Source organism: Cognatishimia sp. MH4019 (genome assembly GCF_020177595.1).
Taxonomy (GTDB): Bacteria; Pseudomonadota; Alphaproteobacteria; order Rhodobacterales; family Rhodobacteraceae; genus JAHTBL01.
In genome coordinates, this window is the sequence record NZ_JAHTBL010000014.1 from 35,070 (window position 1) to 50,906 (window position 15,837).

Annotated in this window: 15 protein-coding genes; 13 read left to right on the top strand and 2 right to left on the bottom strand. The window is 60.5% G+C overall.

The window, feature by feature from the left end:
- The first annotated feature begins 110 nt into the window (after positions 1-110).
- On the top strand, positions 111-503 hold the full coding sequence (locus KUW67_RS17630) for a type II toxin-antitoxin system death-on-curing family toxin (RefSeq protein WP_224826654.1): 393 nt from the start codon (positions 111-113) through the stop codon (positions 501-503).
- On the opposite strand, the gene ppsR is transcribed toward KUW67_RS17630, so the two are convergent.
- Entirely contained in the window at positions 500-1,912 is a 1,413-nt protein-coding gene (ppsR, locus tag KUW67_RS17635; RefSeq protein WP_224826655.1) for a transcriptional regulator PpsR, read from the bottom strand. The genes KUW67_RS17630 and ppsR overlap by 4 nt on opposite strands.
- Positions 1,909-2,748 carry a B12-binding domain-containing protein gene (locus KUW67_RS17640; protein WP_224826656.1) on the bottom strand — a complete coding sequence of 280 codons (840 nt, stop codon included), beginning with the start codon at positions 2,746-2,748 and terminating at the stop codon, positions 1,909-1,911. Before KUW67_RS17640 ends, ppsR begins: the two co-directional genes overlap by 4 nt.
- A 313-nt stretch (positions 2,749-3,061) precedes the next feature.
- On the opposite strand from KUW67_RS17640, the gene bchF reads away from it, so the two are divergent.
- From bchF to acsF, 12 genes are all read left to right on the top strand, one after another.
- Positions 3,062-3,550 carry a 2-vinyl bacteriochlorophyllide hydratase gene (gene bchF / locus KUW67_RS17645; protein ID WP_224826657.1) on the top strand — a complete coding sequence of 163 codons (489 nt, stop codon included), beginning with the start codon at positions 3,062-3,064 and terminating at the stop codon, positions 3,548-3,550.
- Positions 3,547-4,839, top strand: coding sequence for a ferredoxin:protochlorophyllide reductase (ATP-dependent) subunit N (locus KUW67_RS17650; protein WP_224826658.1), 1,293 nt, complete (start codon positions 3,547-3,549; stop codon positions 4,837-4,839). Before bchF ends, KUW67_RS17650 begins: the two co-directional genes overlap by 4 nt.
- Positions 4,836-6,371 carry a ferredoxin:protochlorophyllide reductase (ATP-dependent) subunit B gene (gene bchB, locus KUW67_RS17655; protein ID WP_224826659.1) on the top strand — a complete coding sequence of 512 codons (1,536 nt, stop codon included), beginning with the start codon at positions 4,836-4,838 and terminating at the stop codon, positions 6,369-6,371. Before KUW67_RS17650 ends, bchB begins: the two co-directional genes overlap by 4 nt.
- Positions 6,361-9,924 (top strand): magnesium chelatase subunit H, encoded by a 3,564-nt coding sequence (locus tag KUW67_RS17660; RefSeq protein WP_224826660.1) that lies wholly within the window; start codon positions 6,361-6,363, stop codon positions 9,922-9,924. Before bchB ends, KUW67_RS17660 begins: the two co-directional genes overlap by 11 nt.
- Before the next feature lie 18 nt (positions 9,925-9,942).
- Positions 9,943-10,845 carry a ferredoxin:protochlorophyllide reductase (ATP-dependent) iron-sulfur ATP-binding protein gene (bchL, locus tag KUW67_RS17665; RefSeq protein ID WP_224826661.1) on the top strand — a complete coding sequence of 301 codons (903 nt, stop codon included), beginning with the start codon at positions 9,943-9,945 and terminating at the stop codon, positions 10,843-10,845.
- Positions 10,845-11,528 (top strand): magnesium protoporphyrin IX methyltransferase, encoded by a 684-nt coding sequence (bchM, locus tag KUW67_RS17670; protein WP_224826662.1) that lies wholly within the window; start codon positions 10,845-10,847, stop codon positions 11,526-11,528. Before bchL ends, bchM begins: the two co-directional genes overlap by 1 nt.
- Positions 11,525-12,964 carry a PucC family protein gene (locus KUW67_RS17675; protein ID WP_224826663.1) on the top strand — a complete coding sequence of 480 codons (1,440 nt, stop codon included), beginning with the start codon at positions 11,525-11,527 and terminating at the stop codon, positions 12,962-12,964. Before bchM ends, KUW67_RS17675 begins: the two co-directional genes overlap by 4 nt.
- Positions 12,965-12,979: 15 nt before the next feature.
- The gene (gene puhA / locus KUW67_RS17680; protein WP_224826664.1) at positions 12,980-13,750 is read left to right on the top strand and encodes a photosynthetic reaction center subunit H; all 771 of its coding nucleotides are present in this window, start codon (positions 12,980-12,982) and stop codon (positions 13,748-13,750) included.
- A 15-nt stretch (positions 13,751-13,765) separates the two neighbouring features.
- The gene (gene puhB, locus KUW67_RS17685) at positions 13,766-14,398 is read left to right on the top strand and encodes a photosynthetic complex putative assembly protein PuhB (protein WP_224826665.1); all 633 of its coding nucleotides are present in this window, start codon (positions 13,766-13,768) and stop codon (positions 14,396-14,398) included.
- A 5-nt stretch (positions 14,399-14,403) separates the two neighbouring features.
- A complete protein-coding gene (gene puhC, locus KUW67_RS17690; protein ID WP_224826666.1) occupies positions 14,404-14,868 on the top strand; it encodes a photosynthetic complex assembly protein PuhC in 465 nt (154 codons plus the stop codon).
- A gap of 20 nt (positions 14,869-14,888) precedes the next feature.
- Entirely contained in the window at positions 14,889-15,185 is a 297-nt protein-coding gene (locus tag KUW67_RS17695; RefSeq protein WP_224826667.1) for a hypothetical protein, read from the top strand.
- Between the two features lie 26 nt (positions 15,186-15,211).
- A partial coding sequence (acsF, locus tag KUW67_RS17700) for a magnesium-protoporphyrin IX monomethyl ester (oxidative) cyclase (RefSeq protein ID WP_370635036.1) occupies positions 15,212-15,837 on the top strand: 626 nt, incomplete at its 3' end.

A 15,837-nucleotide genomic window follows, 5' to 3' on the forward strand; every position in this document is an offset into this window, starting at 1 on the left:
TGGTCACATCACAGAGGTCCGGTCCGAGCGGAGTGTATCCAAATTGAGCGAACGGTCCTTGTCGTCTATCAAGCGAACATCTGATCGCCATTGCGCCGCATTGAAACGTCTTGCCGATCGTTAACGAGCACTACCAAATCACCTTGAATGATGCTTTGAATGCCCACGAGGAAGCCTTGCGGTATGGAGGGCGGTCAGGCGTATCGAACCTTGGTATGGTAGAGTCCGCTATTGGGCGGCCCTATTCCGGATATCACGAAACCCTTGCTCAGAAAGCTTCCGCTTTGCTGCATAGTATGATTGGCAATCATGGGTTTGTGGATGGCAACAAGCGCACGTCATGGATTTTGACGATGGTTCTCATTGATAACAGCGGCGCAGAATTGGTGCTGAAAGAGGACGATTTGATAGATGATCTTGTCGTTGATGTAGCACGCGGCGCGCTTGGCTTTGACGACCTTGTCCCCTGGTTCGAGGCGCGACTCGTTTCGACCGACGCTTAACCGTCTTTGCTGAGCAACCCGTATTTGCGAAGCTTCACGTAAAGGCTCTGACGGCTCAGACCCAGCATTTCAGCTGCGGCGACACGGTTGTTGCGCGTCAGTTCGACCGCGGTCTCGATGCACATTTTCTCAACAACATCCGTGGTTTCAGCCACGATATCCTTGAGCGTCGCACTGCCCACCAGTTCCATCACCGACCGCACGCTGTCGCCATTCACGGCAGCACCTGGCTTGCGGACGGCGTCCACACGGCTCGCATCGCGGATCACGAAGACAAAAGACGGGTGCATCTTATCGCTCAGATAGGTCACCGAAATCTCAACCGACAGCTGGCTGCCATATTCTGAGGCCAGCTTGGTCGCATACATCCGCATCTGACCGGCGCGCGCCGCGTTGTCGATCAGCACTTTCATGTCGACAGAGCCGCGCACGAGGAAATCGGCCAGCGGTTTGCCTTTGACAGCGCTCAGATGCGAGACATCGGCAAGGTTCAGGAAGCTTTCATTCGCAGCGCGGATCACGCCATCCTGATCCGTGAAGATGATCGCATCGACACCTTCCTGATAAAGCGCCGACAGGTTCTCGCTCAGCTCATCGGTGACGCCCAGACCATCATCCGACGGCTCAATCCGGCACAACAACAACCGTTCGCCCGCAGCGCGGAAAACAGTGGGCGTGACGGTGATATGTTCCTTGCTGCGGCGCACCTGCAGCTCGACCGGCGTGTTGGAATCCGACATGGCCGAATTCGTCAGGCTTTCCAGAAATTCGCCGCGACGGCGGCCTTCAAATTCCTGCGCGAAGGCAGAGCCGATCAGATCTTCCGACGAGGTGTGAAGCAATTTTGCGGCGGCATTGTTCACATCCGTGATCCGGCCGCTGGTCATCGAGACGAACAAAATCGCCTCGCGCGTGGCATTCATCAGAACGCGGAAGCGGGTATCGAACTCGCGCTGCGCCTCATAATCGCGCTCAAGCGCGATCTGGGCTTTGACCAGTTGTTGCTGCATCTCGGCAACCGGGCGCAAATCGCGACCCAGCATGAGAACAGCGCCATCAGGGCCAATCCGGTGGAACGAATAGCGCACCGGGAATTCCCAATGGGTGGAATCCGCGTGGTTCAGCTCGACCGCTTTGGTCGCGCCGTCTTCGGTCAGGGCTTTGGCGATCTGACCGTCAAATTTCGGAACACTCTCGGTGGTCAGGAAGTCGCGCACATTGCGGCCTTCCCAATGCTCCAACCGGCCAAAGGACCGGTGTGCCGGATTGATCAGCACAGACAGCACGTCACCTACATCGGAGACCACAATCGCAATGTCAGAAGAGGTGGCAATGATATCCCCGAGCAGTTCGGGCGCGATCAACGGAATTGCGCCACTGCTCCAGTATTTTGTGCCCCGCGTCGTCACCGGTCCGAATCCGACATCAGAGCTTTCTGTGTCGTCAAGCTCCGTATTTCGGAAAGGCCGCCGCCTTGGTGATGTGTCTTCAGCCCGCAAAGTTCCAGCGCTTCCTTCGGATCGTTCATAACATGATCAGCCCCCGTCAGGGCCTTCACGTTAATATTGTGCTCTATAACTGTGCCGCCAACGACAATCGGCAACCGATTTTCACATGTTGTTCGGATATTTTTTACTAATTTCCGCGTGGTTTCAAGGTTTTCCGTGCGCGTCGCCGATATCATGACAATGTCGAAACTGTGCTCTCGGAAGATTTCCATGCGTTCTGACATGGTCAGACCCAGCAACAATCGGACCGACGCGCCGACGCGGCGCATTTGCCCTGCGATCACCATCGACCCCAGCGTGTGGAAATCATCCTCGCAGACAATCGCGATGGAAGGGCCGTTTGCAGGCATCTTTGGCTGCTCCAGCATCCATTCCCGCTCCAGATCGCGGAGCATGCCTTGCAGGCGGGCGGTGCCGATCGTGACATCGGCAAAGCTGACCTCGTCGCGGCACCATTCATCCCCCAGCACGCGCGCGGCGGCGGGAATATAGATATCGGCGATGTCGGTGGGTGTGCATCCGTAACGACGCAACTCCTGCAGCGCGGCGTCTTGTGCGCCCCGCTCCATCGAGCGGACACCCTCGACCAGTTGCTGAACCAGCCGGTTGTAAACCTTTGCAGCGTTATGCGGCGACCGGGACGCAACAACAGTCAGCACTTGCGAAGCAAGCGCATCCACATTGTCATTTGCGACAGACCCTTGAAGCGGGGTGGCCTTTTTCGGCCCCTCAGACATCAAAAACATCCTTTATCCGGTGGGAAGATGCGGGCGCCAGAACGGAGCTCGTACGCAACCCATATAAAGAAGTGTCTGCGAGTCGCACTATAATGTCAAACGCAATTGACAGTTTGCGAAGAAAGGTCGCGCAATCTGTTGCTGCGAGACCTCGGCTAAGCCTTTAAAACTTGGCTATGTTACCGTTCATAAAGGCCCTTCTCGCCTGCGCACAAGATTTCATCAACTGTCAACTTTAATGTGTAAGTTTTAGTTGACACTTTCTCGGAAAAGAACGACGCTATCCCTGTTCCGCTTGTCAGGGAGTCGGTTCATGCAAGTTACGCCAACAGGCAGCCGCACACCTGTGCGGCTCTACACAGAGGCTGAACGCCACCGCCGCGACACCACGGTTTGGACCCTTGTTCAGGGGGTTCTTGCCCCCGTGCAGTTTCTGGTCTTTCTCGTCTCGCTCGCGCTTGTCGTCCGCTATCTGTGGTCAGGCGAAGGCTATATGGCCGCGACCGTCTCTATCGTCGTGAAAACCGGGTTTCTGTATCTCATCATGGTGACCGGCGCGATCTGGGAGAAGGTCGTCTTCGGACAGTGGCTTTTTGCCCCCGCTTTCTTCTGGGAAGACGTGTTCAGCTTTGGCGTTATCGCGCTGCATACCCTTTATATATATGGGCTTCTGGCCGCTGCTTTTCCCCCGCAAACCCTGATGTTCATCGCGCTGGCGGCCTATGCCGCCTACGTGATCAATGCCGGGCAATTCCTGTGGAAACTGCGCATGGCGCGCATTCAGGCAGAGGTGCCGGCATGAATGATATGACCCCATCCAAAGGCTGCCGCGACGTGCCCGTTCTGAAAGAACGCGGCCAGCGCGAAGTCTTCTGCGGTCTCACCGGCATCATCTGGCTGCACCGCAAAATGCAGGACGCTTTCTTTCTGGTCGTCGGCTCGCGCACCTGCGCGCATCTGCTGCAAAGCGCCGCTGGCGTCATGATTTTCGCCGAGCCGCGCTTCGGCACAGCGATTCTTGAAGAAAAGGATTTGGCCGGTCTGGCGGATGCACATGAAGAACTGGACCGCGAAGTGGCGCGCCTGCTGTCACGTCGGCCTGACATCAAACAATTGTTTTTGGTCGGGTCCTGCCCGTCCGAGGTCATCAAACTGGACTTGTCCCGCGCCGCAGAGCGTTTGAGCCAAGTGCATTTTCCCGATGTCCGGGTGCTGAACTATTCCGGCTCGGGGATCGAGACGACGTTTACCCAGGGCGAGGATGCGGCATTGGCAGCCATGGTCCCGGTTCTGGAGACATCCGACGAACGCCAACTCCTTGTTGTCGGCGCCCTACCCGATGTTATCGAAGATCAAGCGCTGGGTCTTCTGGAAGAGATCGGCGTAACGCCTGTCCGCGTCCTGCCTGCCAAACGCGCGCTCGATGAGCATGGCGTTGGCGAGAACACCGTTTTCGCGCTGACCCAACCGTTCCTTGGTGACACGCACGCCGCCCTCGAGCGTCGCGGCGCACGCCATATCGCAGCCCCCTTCCCCTTCGGGGAGCACGGCACAACCGCGTGGCTCAAAGCCATTGCTGCCGAATTCGGCATCGACGAAAGCGTTGTCGACCGCGTGACCGAGGCCCCGCGCGCCCGCGCCCGCAAGGCTATCGCGACCCAAGCGGCGGAACTGCAAGGCAAGTCGGTCTTCTTCTTCCCCGACAGTCAGCTGGAAATCCCGCTCGCGCGGTTCCTGACGAATGAATGCGGGATGAGCGCCGTGGAAATCGGCACGCCCTTCCTGCATCAGACCCTTGTCGGCCCCGATCTGGACCTGATCGCCAAAGGCCCCGTCATTTCCGAAGGTCAGGATGTTGATCTGCAACTGGATCGCGCGCTGGACGCGCGCCCCGATATCACCGTCTGCGGTCTTGGCCTTGCCAATCCGCTTGAGGCGCACGGGTTAACCACGAAATGGGCCATCGAGCTCGTTTTCACGCCCGTGCATTTCTACGAACAAGCGGGCGATCTGGCAGGCCTTTTCTCACGCCCGCTGCGCCGCAAAGAGCTGCTGAAAGGCATGCCCAACCGTTTGGAGGCTGCCGAATGAAGCTCACCGTCTGGACATATGAAGGGCCCCCGCACATCGGTGCGATGCGCGTCGCAACCGGGATGAAAGGTCTGCATTACGTGCTGCACGCGCCGCAGGGCGACACCTATGCCGATCTGCTCTTCACCATGATTGAGCGTCGCGATCACCGCCCGCCCGTCAGCTACACGACCTTTCAGGCGCGCGATCTGGGCAGCGACACCGCCGATCTCTTCAAGCAATCCTGCCGCGATGCCTATGAGCGCTTCAAGCCCGAGGCGATCATCGTCGGCGCATCCTGCACCGCCGAGTTGATTCAGGACGATCCCGGCGGTCTGGCCGAAACCATGGGCCTGCCGATCCCCGTGATCCCGCTGGAGCTGCCGTCCTATCAGCGCAAGGAAAACTTCGGCTGTGACGAGACGTTCTTTCAGCTTGTCCGCGCATTGGCCAAGCCGATCGAGCGTACCCAGCGCATCAGTTGCAATATCCTCGGCCCCACCGGGCTTGGTTTCCGTCACCGCGACGATGTTCAAGAGCTCACCGCCCTGCTTTACGATCTGGGCATTGAGGTGAATGTGGTGGCGCCCATGGGGGCAACCCCGACCGGCCTGACCCGGCTGGGCGCCGCCCATTTCAACGTGCTTCTCTACCCCGAAACGGCCGAAGCCGCCGCGCGGTATCTGGAACGCGAATGCGGCCAGCCCTACACCAAAACCGTGCCCATCGGCGTCGGCGCGACCCGCGATTTCATCGCCGAGGTTGCCAAGCTAACAGGTATCACGCCCGAGGTGGATGAAAGCCGCCTGCGCCTGCCGTGGTGGTCCAAATCGGTCGATTCGACATACCTCACTGGCAAGCGCGTGTTCATCTTTGGCGACGGCACCCATGTGCGCGCCGCCACCCGCGTCGCCCGCGAAGAAATGGGCTTCGAGGTCGTTGGCATCGGCTGCTACAACCGCGAAATGGCCCGCGATATCCGCGGCTTGGCCAAGGAAATCGGCGTCGAGGCGCTGATTACCGACGACTATCTTGAGGTCGAGCAGACCATCGAAGCGCTCGCCCCCGAAATGATCCTTGGCACTCAGATGGAGCGGCATATCGGCAAGCGTTTGGGCATCCCCTGCGCGGTGATCTCCGCCCCCGTCCATGTGCAGGACTTCCCCGCGCGCTATTCGCCTCAGGTCGGGTTCGAGGGCGCGAATGTTCTGTTCGACACATGGATTCACCCGCTGGTCATGGGGCTGGAAGAACACCTGCTCGCCATGTTCCGCGAGGATTTCGAGTTCCACGACGCCGCTGGCCCCAGCCATCACGGCGGCCATGCGCCCAAGGCGATCCATGCGGATGAGCCGGTGGTCGAACAGACACCCGCCGCCGCCAATGATGACAACGTCATCTGGCTCGCCCCCGCTGAAAAAGAACTGAAGAAAATCCCGTTCTTCGTGCGCGGCAAGGCCAAGCGGAACACCGAAAAATATGCTGCCGAACGCGGTGTGCACGAGATCTCTGTCGATACCCTTTACGAGGCGAAAGCTCACTATGCGCGATAGTTCCGACATCCCCGGCTATCGCGTTGCGATTGTCACTTTGGACAGCCATGCGGCTGGCCCCGCCGCGCGCGTGGCCCCTGCCCTGTCCGAGGATTTTCCGGGTCTGTCCGTCTCTGTCCATGCCGCTGCCGAATGGGCCGAAAACCCTGACGCGCTGATCGAGGCGCGCGCCGCGATTGCGCATGCCAATATCATCGTCTGCAACCTGCTGTTTATCGAAGAGCATATCAAAGCCGTGCTGCCCGACCTGCAAGCGCGCCGCGATGATTGCGACGCGCTGGTCGGCATCATTTCTGACCCTGAAATCGTCAAGCTGACGAAGATGGGCGATCTGGATATGTCCCAGCCCGCCAGTGGCGCGATGAAGCTGCTGAAAAAGCTGCGCGGCTCGGCCAAGCCGTCTGCCGATAGCGGGCAAAAGCAAGCCAAGATGCTGCGTCGCCTGCCGAAGATCCTCAAGTTCCTGCCCGGCAAGGCGCAAGACCTGCGCGGCTGGTTCCTGACGATACAATATTGGCTGGGTGGCTCGGACGACAATGTCGAACAGATGGTGCGCTATCTGGTGTCGCGCTACAGCCACGAGGCGTCCTTCAACACGCAAATCGCGCAAGAGCCGATTGATTACCCAGATGTGGGCCTTTACCATCCCGCGCTGCCCGGTCACCATATCATCACTGATATCAATGACTTACCCGCGCCCAAAGCCTATAAGGCGACCGTTGGCCTGCTGATGCTGCGCAGCTATATCCTGGCCTCCGACACCGCGCATTATGATGCCGTGATCGCCGCGTTCGAGGCGCAAGGCCTCCGCGTGATCCCCGCTTTTGCCGGGGGGCTGGATGGCCGCCCCGCGATTGACGCCTATTTCCGCGATGCCCATGGCGTGACGATTGACGCGATGGTGTCGCTCACCGGGTTCTCGCTGATCGGCGGGCCTGCCTATAATGACAGCGACGCTGCGGTCGAGACGCTCAAAGGCCTCGATCTGCCCTATATCGCCGCCCACCCGCTGGAGTTCCAAACGCTCGGTCAGTGGAGCTGTTCGCAAGGTGGTCTTGGCCCGGTCGAAACCACAATGCTGATCGCCCTGCCCGAGATTGACGGTGCGACGAACCCCACCGTTTTTGCCGGTCGCCACGGTCCCGAAGGCTGCAATGGCTGCAACCGCAAATGCGATTGCTCGCTGGAGCATAAGGCGATGTCGCCCTGCCACGAGCGTATCGACGCACTGGCCGCAAAAACCGCGAATGTGGCGCAGCTGCGCCGCTCTGAGATTGCCGAACGCAAGGTGGCCATCGTGCTCTTTGGCTTTCCGCCCAATGCTGGTGCGATTGGCACGGCTGCCTATCTGAGCGTCTTTGAATCGCTGCACAACACGCTGCACCGGATGAAAGACGAAGGCTATTCGGTCACCGCACCCGACACGGTCGAAGATCTGCGCGCCGCCCTGCTTGAGGGCAATGCCAAGCAGTTCGGCCAGGAAGCCAATGTCGCCGCCCATATCAGCGCCGATGATATCGTGCGGGATACGCCGTGGCTGTCCGAGATCGAAGAGGTCTGGGGCCCTGCCCCCGGTCGCATCCAGTCCGACGGGCGCGGCGTCTTCGTGCTGGGGGCCGAGTTTGGCAATGTCTTTGTCGGCGTGCAGCCCACCTTCGGCTATGAGGGCGACCCGATGCGGTTGCTCTTTGAAAAGGGCTTTGCCCCGACCCACGCTTTTGCGTCCTTCTATCTTTACCTCAAGAACCAATTGCAGGCCGATGTGGTCTTGCATTTCGGCATGCACGGCGCGTTGGAGTTCATGCCCGGCAAGCAATCCGGCATGGGCGCGCGCGATTGGCCTGATCGTCTGATCGGCGACATGCCCAACGTCTATCTTTACGCCTCCAACAACCCGTCCGAGGCGACTTTGGCCAAGCGCCGCTCCAACGCGGTGACGGTCACGCATATCACGCCGCCGCTGGCCGCGTCCGGCCTTTATAAAGGTCTGGCAGAGCTGAAAGACAGCCTGACCCGCTGGCGCGCTTTGCTACCGGATGCCGAAGATCGCGACGAGCTTGCGGCGCTGATTGGTGCGCAGGCCGAAGCCGTCGATCTGGAGGAACGCGACCCCGATGCCCTGTGGCTGACCCTGCTGGAAACCGAAGACGCGCTGATCCCCGATGGCCTGCATGTGGTCGGCAAACCGATCAGCGATGCTGAACGCGCCGAGCATCTGCGCGTCATGCCCGATCTCGATGACGAGACCCGCGTCCGCATCGACCACCTGCTTCAGCAAGACGATGAAATGGGCGGCCTGATGCGCGCCTTGGGCGGTCACTATATCGCACCCGTGCCGGGGGGTGATCTGATCCGGTCTGCTGATGTGCTGCCCGCTGGCCGCAACATCCACGCGTTCGATCCGTTCCGCATGCCCACTGCCTTTGCCCTGCAAGAGGGTTGGAAGCTGGCCGATGTCTTGCTTGAAACACACCCGGAGTTTCCGCGCACCGTTGCGCTGGTGCTGTGGGGCTCTGACAACATCAAGTCCGATGGCGGTCCCATTGGTCAGGCGCTGGCGCTGATGGGAACCAAACCGCGTTTCGATAATTTCGGGCGTCTGTGCGGCGCCGATCTGATCCCGCTCGAAGAGCTGGGCCGCCCCCGCATCGACGTCATCATGACCCTGTCGGGCATTTTCCGCGATCTGCTGCCCTTGCAGACCCGGATGCTGGCCGAAGCCGCCTATAAATGTGCGATGGCCGATGAACCCGAGGGCCAGAACTACATCCGCGCCCATGCCCTGCAATATGCCAAGGAGATGGGATGCGATATGGAGACCGCCGCCCTGCGCGTCTTCTCGAATGCTGAGGGTGCCTATGGCTCCAACGTCAACGCATTGGTCGACAGCTCCGCCTTTGGCGATGAGGATGAGTTGGCCGACGCCTACCAGAACCGCAAGAGCTTTGCCTATGGTGTGAACGGCAAGTCATCGGCCAATGGCGCGCTGTTGCAAACGGCCCTCAAGGACGTCGACCTCGCCTATCAAAACCTCGAATCCGTCGAGCTGGGCGTCACCACCGTTGACCATTACTTCGACACGCTCGGCGGCATTTCCCGCGCCGTGAAGCGCGCCAAAGGTGGCGTCGATGCCCCCGTTTATATCGGCGATCAGACCCGTGGCGGCGCGAAAGTCCGCACGTTGCAGGACCAGATCGCGCTGGAAACCCGCTCGCGCAGCCTGAACCCCAAATGGTTCGAAGGCATGCTCAAGCACGGCCACGAAGGCGTCCGCCAGATCGAGGCACAGGTCACCAACACGATGGGCTGGTCCGCCACGACCGGACAGGTCGAACCCTGGGTCTACCAGCGCCTGTCCGAGACCTTCGTGCTGGACGACGAAATGCGCGACCGCCTTGCAAACCTGAACCCGCAGGCCTCCGCCCGCATGGCCAATCGCCTGCTGGAGGCTTCCGACCGAGACTACTGGACACCCGACGATGCGACTTTGGCCGCGCTGCAGGATGCAGCCGACGCGCTGGAAGATCGCCTTGAAGGCATAGCGGCCGAATAGGCCGAGAGGAGAAACGACATGGCCCCACTGGATCGCAACAATCCCCCCATCCTCAAAGGCGAGGACGGCGAAGGATCGGTGCAGGTGCATCAAGACGCATCGATGAAGATCGAGGGCGCGCAGGTCTTTGCCGTGTATGGCAAGGGCGGGATCGGCAAATCGACGACCTCATCCAACTTGTCGGCGGCATTTTCCATGCTGGGCAAGCGCGTGCTGCAAATCGGCTGCGACCCGAAGCATGACAGCACGTTTACCTTGACCGGTTCGCTGGTGCCCACGGTGATCGACATCCTCAAAGACGTCGATTTCCATGCCGAGGAGCTGCGCCCCGAGGATTTCATGTTCGAAGGCTTCAACGGTGTGAAATGTGTCGAGGCTGGCGGCCCCCCCGCCGGCACCGGCTGTGGCGGCTACGTGGTTGGCCAAACGGTTAAACTGCTGAAACAGCACCACATGCTGGAAGACACCGACGTCGTGATCTTCGACGTGCTGGGCGATGTGGTCTGCGGTGGCTTTGCCGCCCCGCTGCAACACGCGGACCGCGCCATGATCGTCACCGCCAACGACTTCGACAGCATCTACGCAATGAACCGGATCATCGCCGCCGTGAAGGCCAAATCGAAAAACTACAACGTGCGTCTGGCCGGTTGCGTCGCTAACCGCTCGAAGGACACGGACGAGGTGGATCGCTTCTGCGACACCGTTGGCTTCAAACGTCTGGCGCATATGCCCGATGTCGATGCTATCCGCCGCTCGCGTCTGAAGAAAAAGACGCTGTTCGAAATGGACGACGAACAGGACATCGTCGAATGCCGCGCCGAATACATGCGCCTTGCGCAGCTGCTCTATGACGGCACCGAAGGCATGAACCCCGCCCCGATGGAAGACCGTGAAATTTTTGAACTGCTTGGTTTCGACTAATGGCCCAGTATGACGACACACTGACCCGCGTCGAAGACTATTTCGACCGCACCGCGACCAAAACATGGGAGCGTCTGACCAGCGACGCGCCCGTGTCGAAGATCCGCGAAACCGTGCGCGCGGGCCGGGATCGCATGCGCGAAGTGATGTTGTCGCAACTGCCCGCCGATCTGACCGGTCAGCGGGTGCTGGATGCCGGATGCGGTGCCGGGCAAATGACGATTGAGCTGGCCAGACGCGGTGCGCAGGTCACCGCCGTCGATATCTCGCCCTCGCTGGTGGAGATCGCGCAGAAACGCCTGCCGCGGGATTACACCGATCAGGTTGAATTCGCGGCTGGCGATATGCTCTGCGAGACGCGCGGCACCTTCGATCACGTCCTCGCGATGGACAGCCTGATTTACTACGAGGCGCATGATATTGGCGATATCCTCGCCAAACTCAGCCCGCGTGTTGGATCTTCGGTCGTCTTCACCGTCGCCCCGCGCACGCCGTTCCTGATGACGTTCTGGGGTTTGGGAAAACTGTTCCCCCGCTCGGACCGCTCGCCCACGATGATCCCCCATGCGCCCGCCCGATTGGCGCGGGCCGCAACCACCGCAGGCGCAACCGGCACCCTGCGCGAGGTCGAGCGGATCACCTCGGGTTTCTACATCTCCACCGCCATGGAGTTCGCGACATGAGCAAGTCTGAGCGCCACCCCCTGACCAAATTCGGAATCGAATTGCTGCCCTTCTCGGACGCGGCCAGCGAAGGGCTGCCGCTCAACCAGTTGCTGCGCCTGTCGCTGTTCCAGATCTCGGTCGGGATGGCCTCGGTCATGCTGCTGGGTACGCTGAACCGCGTGATGATCGTGGAGCTTTCCGTTCCCGCGATGATCGTCGCCTTCATGATCGCCCTGCCCGTCCTGATCGCGCCCTTCCGCGCGCTTCTGGGCTTCCGCTCTGACACCTACCGTTCCGCCATCGGGTGGAAGCGGGTGCCGTATCTGTGGTTCGGCACGCTTTGGCAATTCGGTGGCCTCGCCATCATGCCCTTCTCGCTGCTGATCCTTGGCGGTGATTACGTCCAAGGGCCAAGCTGGGCCGGAGAGGTCGCCGCCGCGCTTGCCTTCCTGCTGACCGGGCTTGGCATGCACATGACGCAGACCGCAGGCCTTGCCCTCGCCGCCGACCGCGCGGACGAGGAAACGCGGCCCCGTGTGGTCGCGCTGCTTTATGTGATGTTCCTGATCGGCATGGCGCTGTCCGCGATCATAATCGGCACATTACTGCGTGATTTCAACGGGTTGAAGCTGGTGCAGGTGGTGCAGGGCACCGCTGTTGTCACCATCCTTCTGAACGTCGTCGCCCTGTGGAAGCAGGAAAAGATGTCGCCCATGACCCGCGAAGAACGCGAGGCCCCGCGCCCGCAATTCAAAGACGCCTGGCGCGATTTTGCGTCCGGTGGCCAAGCCGGTCGCCTTCTGGTCGTCGTCTTCCTCGGCACCATGGCCTTCAACATGCAGGACGTCCTGCTAGAGCCTTACGGCGGCGAAATCCTGGGCCTGAGCGTCTCAGCCACAACGCTGCTGACCGCCGCTTGGGCGGCAGGCGCAATCGTCGCCTTTGCGCTGGCCGCCAAATGGCTCACCAGCGGGCTGGACCCGCACCGCATGTGTGCGCGCGGGCTACTTGTTGGCCTCGGCGCGTTCTCTGCCGTTATTTTTGCCGCCCCTCTGGACAGCGCCGTGCTGTTCTTTGTGGGTGCAACCGCCATCGGGTTCGGTGGCGGCCTCTTTTCGGTCTCAACCCTGACCGCTGCGATGACCATGCCTGCCCAAGGATTGGCAGGCCGGGGTCTGGCGCTGGGTGCCTGGGGGGCGGCACAAGCCACCGCCGCCGGCATCTCGATCGCGCTTGGCGGCTTGATACGGGACCTCATGCAGGCAGCCGCCGCCAACGGGTCTTTGCCCGATGCGCTGTCCGACCCCGCAACCAGCTATTCCGTCGTCTATCACGTCGAAATCGGATTGCTGTTTGTCACCCTCGTCGCTCTTGGACCGCTGGTGCGTGTCCGGGGGCTGTCTCACCAACCGCGGAAGATCAGCAAACTCGGGCTTGCTGATTTCCCGACCTAAACCAGGAGAAAGAACATGGTTGGAGTTGAATTTTTTGGGCGTGTCGATTTGGCGAGTGTTGCGATTTGGGGCTTTTGGGTCTTTTTCGCGCTGCTGATCTACTACCTGCAAACCGAAAACATGCGCGAAGGCTATCCGCTTGAAAAAGATGATGGCGGCGCGGCCCCGAACCAGGGTCCGTTCCCGCTGCCTTCGCCGAAAACCTTCAAGCTGCCCCATGGCCGCGGTGAAGTGACCGTGCCGGACATGCAGCCGGAAGACCGCGAGTTGGCGTTGGAGCGCACCAGTCAGGCTGCGGGCTCTCCGTTTGAGCCGACAGGCGATCCGATGGCAGACGGCGTTGGCCCAGCCAGCTGGGCACCGCGCCGCGATCTGCCGGAACTTGACGGCAAGGGTCACCCCAAGATCGTGCCAATGGCCAGCCTCGACACGTTCAGCGTTTCGGCAGGCAAAGACCCGCGCGGTCTGACCGTGCAAGCCGGTGACGACAGTGTCGTCGGCACGATCAGCGACATGTGGGTCGATGAGCCCGAGCAGATGGTCCGGTATCTCGAGATCGAGCTGAACGCCGAGAATGGCGGCGGCAAACGTCTTGTGCCGATCCAGATGGCTAAAATTCGCTGGGACCGCGTGAAAGTGCGTGCCCTGTTCGGCGGCCAGTTCGCCGGCATTCCTGCAACCAAGTCCCCGACCCAGGTCACGCTTCTGGAAGAGGACAAAATCTGCGGCTACGTGGCCGGCGGCACCCTTTACGCCTCCGAGCACCGTCAAGCGCCGCAGCTCTAACCCCGTAAGGAGGTCGTGATGCACGACGATTTTGCCACCGAGCCTGTAAAAGGACTGCCCGAGAGGCCGCCCGAAGGCGAAGACATCCTTTGGCAAGGGCGCCCGAAGACCTGGGCGCTCGCCCGAGACGCGCTCGCGCTGTATTGGGTGGCCGGTTATTTTGTCCTGCTGGCAGGATGGCGGATCGTCTTTGGGGGCGCGGAAGGCAGCTATGAGCTGTCAACCGCAACCCCGTATCTCATCCTCGGCGCATTGTGCTGCGCGATCCTTCTGGGCATCGCCTTCATGCAGGCGCGCGCCACCGTCTACATCATCACGTCCAAGCGCGTGTCGATGCGGATCGGCGCGGCGCTGATCCTTTACTACAACCTGCCGTTTACGCAGATCGGCAATGCCAATCTCGATCTGCGTCGCGATGGGACGGGCACGATTGCCCTTGAGCTGATGGGCGATGACCGCCTGTCCTACACCATGACCTGGCCGCATGTCCGCCCATGGCGGATGACCAGGACGGAACCCGCTCTCCGCTGCATCCCTGACGCAGCCAACGTCGCCAAGATCTTGGCTGACGCAGCGGAGACGCGGGTATCTATCCCGCAGGTTACACGCAACGCGCCCGCAGATGCGGCGGCCGTTGCAGCGGAGTGACTGCCATGACTGCTTTGACCCCCGAACAAAAACTGGCCGAGCGCGACAAGGAAATGATCCCGCTCGTCCTGATCCGCGCGATGTTCGCGCTGGCACTGTTTTCCCTCGCACTGGTGGCTTACGCGCGCATCACCGACCGGCCTTTGGTGGGCGTTCCGCCTTCTGGCCAGGTGGTTGCCGAAACCGTCTTCACATTCGAGCATTTCCCCTCGGGCGAAGTGCAGGTGATCGGCTCAGACGGCAGCGTGCTGGCCTCGTCCCGCGATGATCGCTCTGGCTTCATCGAGGTGGTCTGGCGCGTCCAGGACCGTTCGCGGATGCTTGCGGCATATCAAGGTGATGCGCCCGTGAAGGTCGTACGCTTTGACACAGGCCGCATCGCCATCATCGACACTGCCACCGAAAAGCAAATCGAACTGTCGGGCTATGGCGCCGACAATGTAGCAGCCTTCGCCAGCCTGCTGCAGTAACTTCAGAGAGGAACCGAAAGATGGGACTATTCACCCGAGAGAAAGAGACCGCGCCCTGCACGGTCGAAATAAGCCACAAGTTTGAAAGCCTGCACGCCCATGTGCGCTTCAACAACGGGGCCGTCGTCTATCCCGGCGACAGTGTGCTCGTGCACGGGGCCGAGATCATGGCCCCTTATGGCGAAATCGTCACCGAGGATCGCACCGCCACCATCACCCGCGCCTCTGGCCTAGAACGCATGTGGACACGGATGACCGGCGACTTTGAATTCATGGAGCTTTGCGAGTTCTCCTTCAGCGAAGAGGTGATGCTATGAACGTCCAGACCGAACCCCGCAAGCATATGAACGGCCACAGCTCTCCGGTTTCCGTGCATGGCACGAACGAGGATATGACGAGCGAGAAGGCGACCGATGTCGCGATGCAGGACACCCTGCTCACGCCGCGATTCTACACCACCGATTTCGACGAGATGGACGCGATTGATGTCTCCTCTGTCCGCGAGGATTGGGACAAGCTGATCGCGCAAATGGTCTCTGACCCCAACAAGGGCCACTTCAAGAAAAACGAAGACTGGGACCATGTCGATTGGGACAATATGGAGCCGCAGCTGAAGAAAGAGTTCATCGACTTCCTGATCTCCTCCTGCACCGCCGAGTTTTCGGGCTGCGTGCTGTATAAGGAAATGAAGCGTCGCGGCTCTAACAAGGATATCACGCAGCTTTTCCAACTGATGGCCCGTGATGAAGCCCGCCACGCCGGTTTCATCAACGACGCCTTGCGCGAAGCAGGCATTGCCGTGAACCTCGGCTTTCTGACCCAGCAGAAGAAGTACACCTACTTCCGGCCCAAGTTCATCTACTACGCCACCTATCTCTCGGAAAAGATCGGCTATGCCCGTTACATCACGATCTTCCGCCACCTGCAGGAGAACCCGGAGCATCGCTTCCATCCGATCTTCAAATGGTT

What these genes read in the sequence shown, in the direction of transcription:
- KUW67_RS17640 (WP_224826656.1), bottom strand. Translation starts at nt 2,748, where the DNA reads ATGTCTGAGGGGCCGAAAAAGGCCACCCCGCTTCAAGGGTCTGTCGCA.
- bchF (WP_224826657.1), top strand. Translation starts at nt 3,062, where the DNA reads ATGCAAGTTACGCCAACAGGCAGCCGCACACCTGTGCGGCTCTACACA.
- KUW67_RS17650 (WP_224826658.1), top strand. Translation starts at nt 3,547, where the DNA reads ATGAATGATATGACCCCATCCAAAGGCTGCCGCGACGTGCCCGTTCTG.
- bchB (WP_224826659.1), top strand. Translation starts at nt 4,836, where the DNA reads ATGAAGCTCACCGTCTGGACATATGAAGGGCCCCCGCACATCGGTGCG.
- KUW67_RS17660 (WP_224826660.1), top strand. Translation starts at nt 6,361, where the DNA reads ATGCGCGATAGTTCCGACATCCCCGGCTATCGCGTTGCGATTGTCACT.
- bchL (WP_224826661.1), top strand. Translation starts at nt 9,943, where the DNA reads ATGGCCCCACTGGATCGCAACAATCCCCCCATCCTCAAAGGCGAGGAC.
- bchM (WP_224826662.1), top strand. Translation starts at nt 10,845, where the DNA reads ATGGCCCAGTATGACGACACACTGACCCGCGTCGAAGACTATTTCGAC.
- KUW67_RS17675 (WP_224826663.1), top strand. Translation starts at nt 11,525, where the DNA reads ATGAGCAAGTCTGAGCGCCACCCCCTGACCAAATTCGGAATCGAATTG.
- puhA (WP_224826664.1), top strand. Translation starts at nt 12,980, where the DNA reads ATGGTTGGAGTTGAATTTTTTGGGCGTGTCGATTTGGCGAGTGTTGCG.
- puhC (WP_224826666.1), top strand. Translation starts at nt 14,404, where the DNA reads ATGACTGCTTTGACCCCCGAACAAAAACTGGCCGAGCGCGACAAGGAA.
- KUW67_RS17695 (WP_224826667.1), top strand. Translation starts at nt 14,889, where the DNA reads ATGGGACTATTCACCCGAGAGAAAGAGACCGCGCCCTGCACGGTCGAA.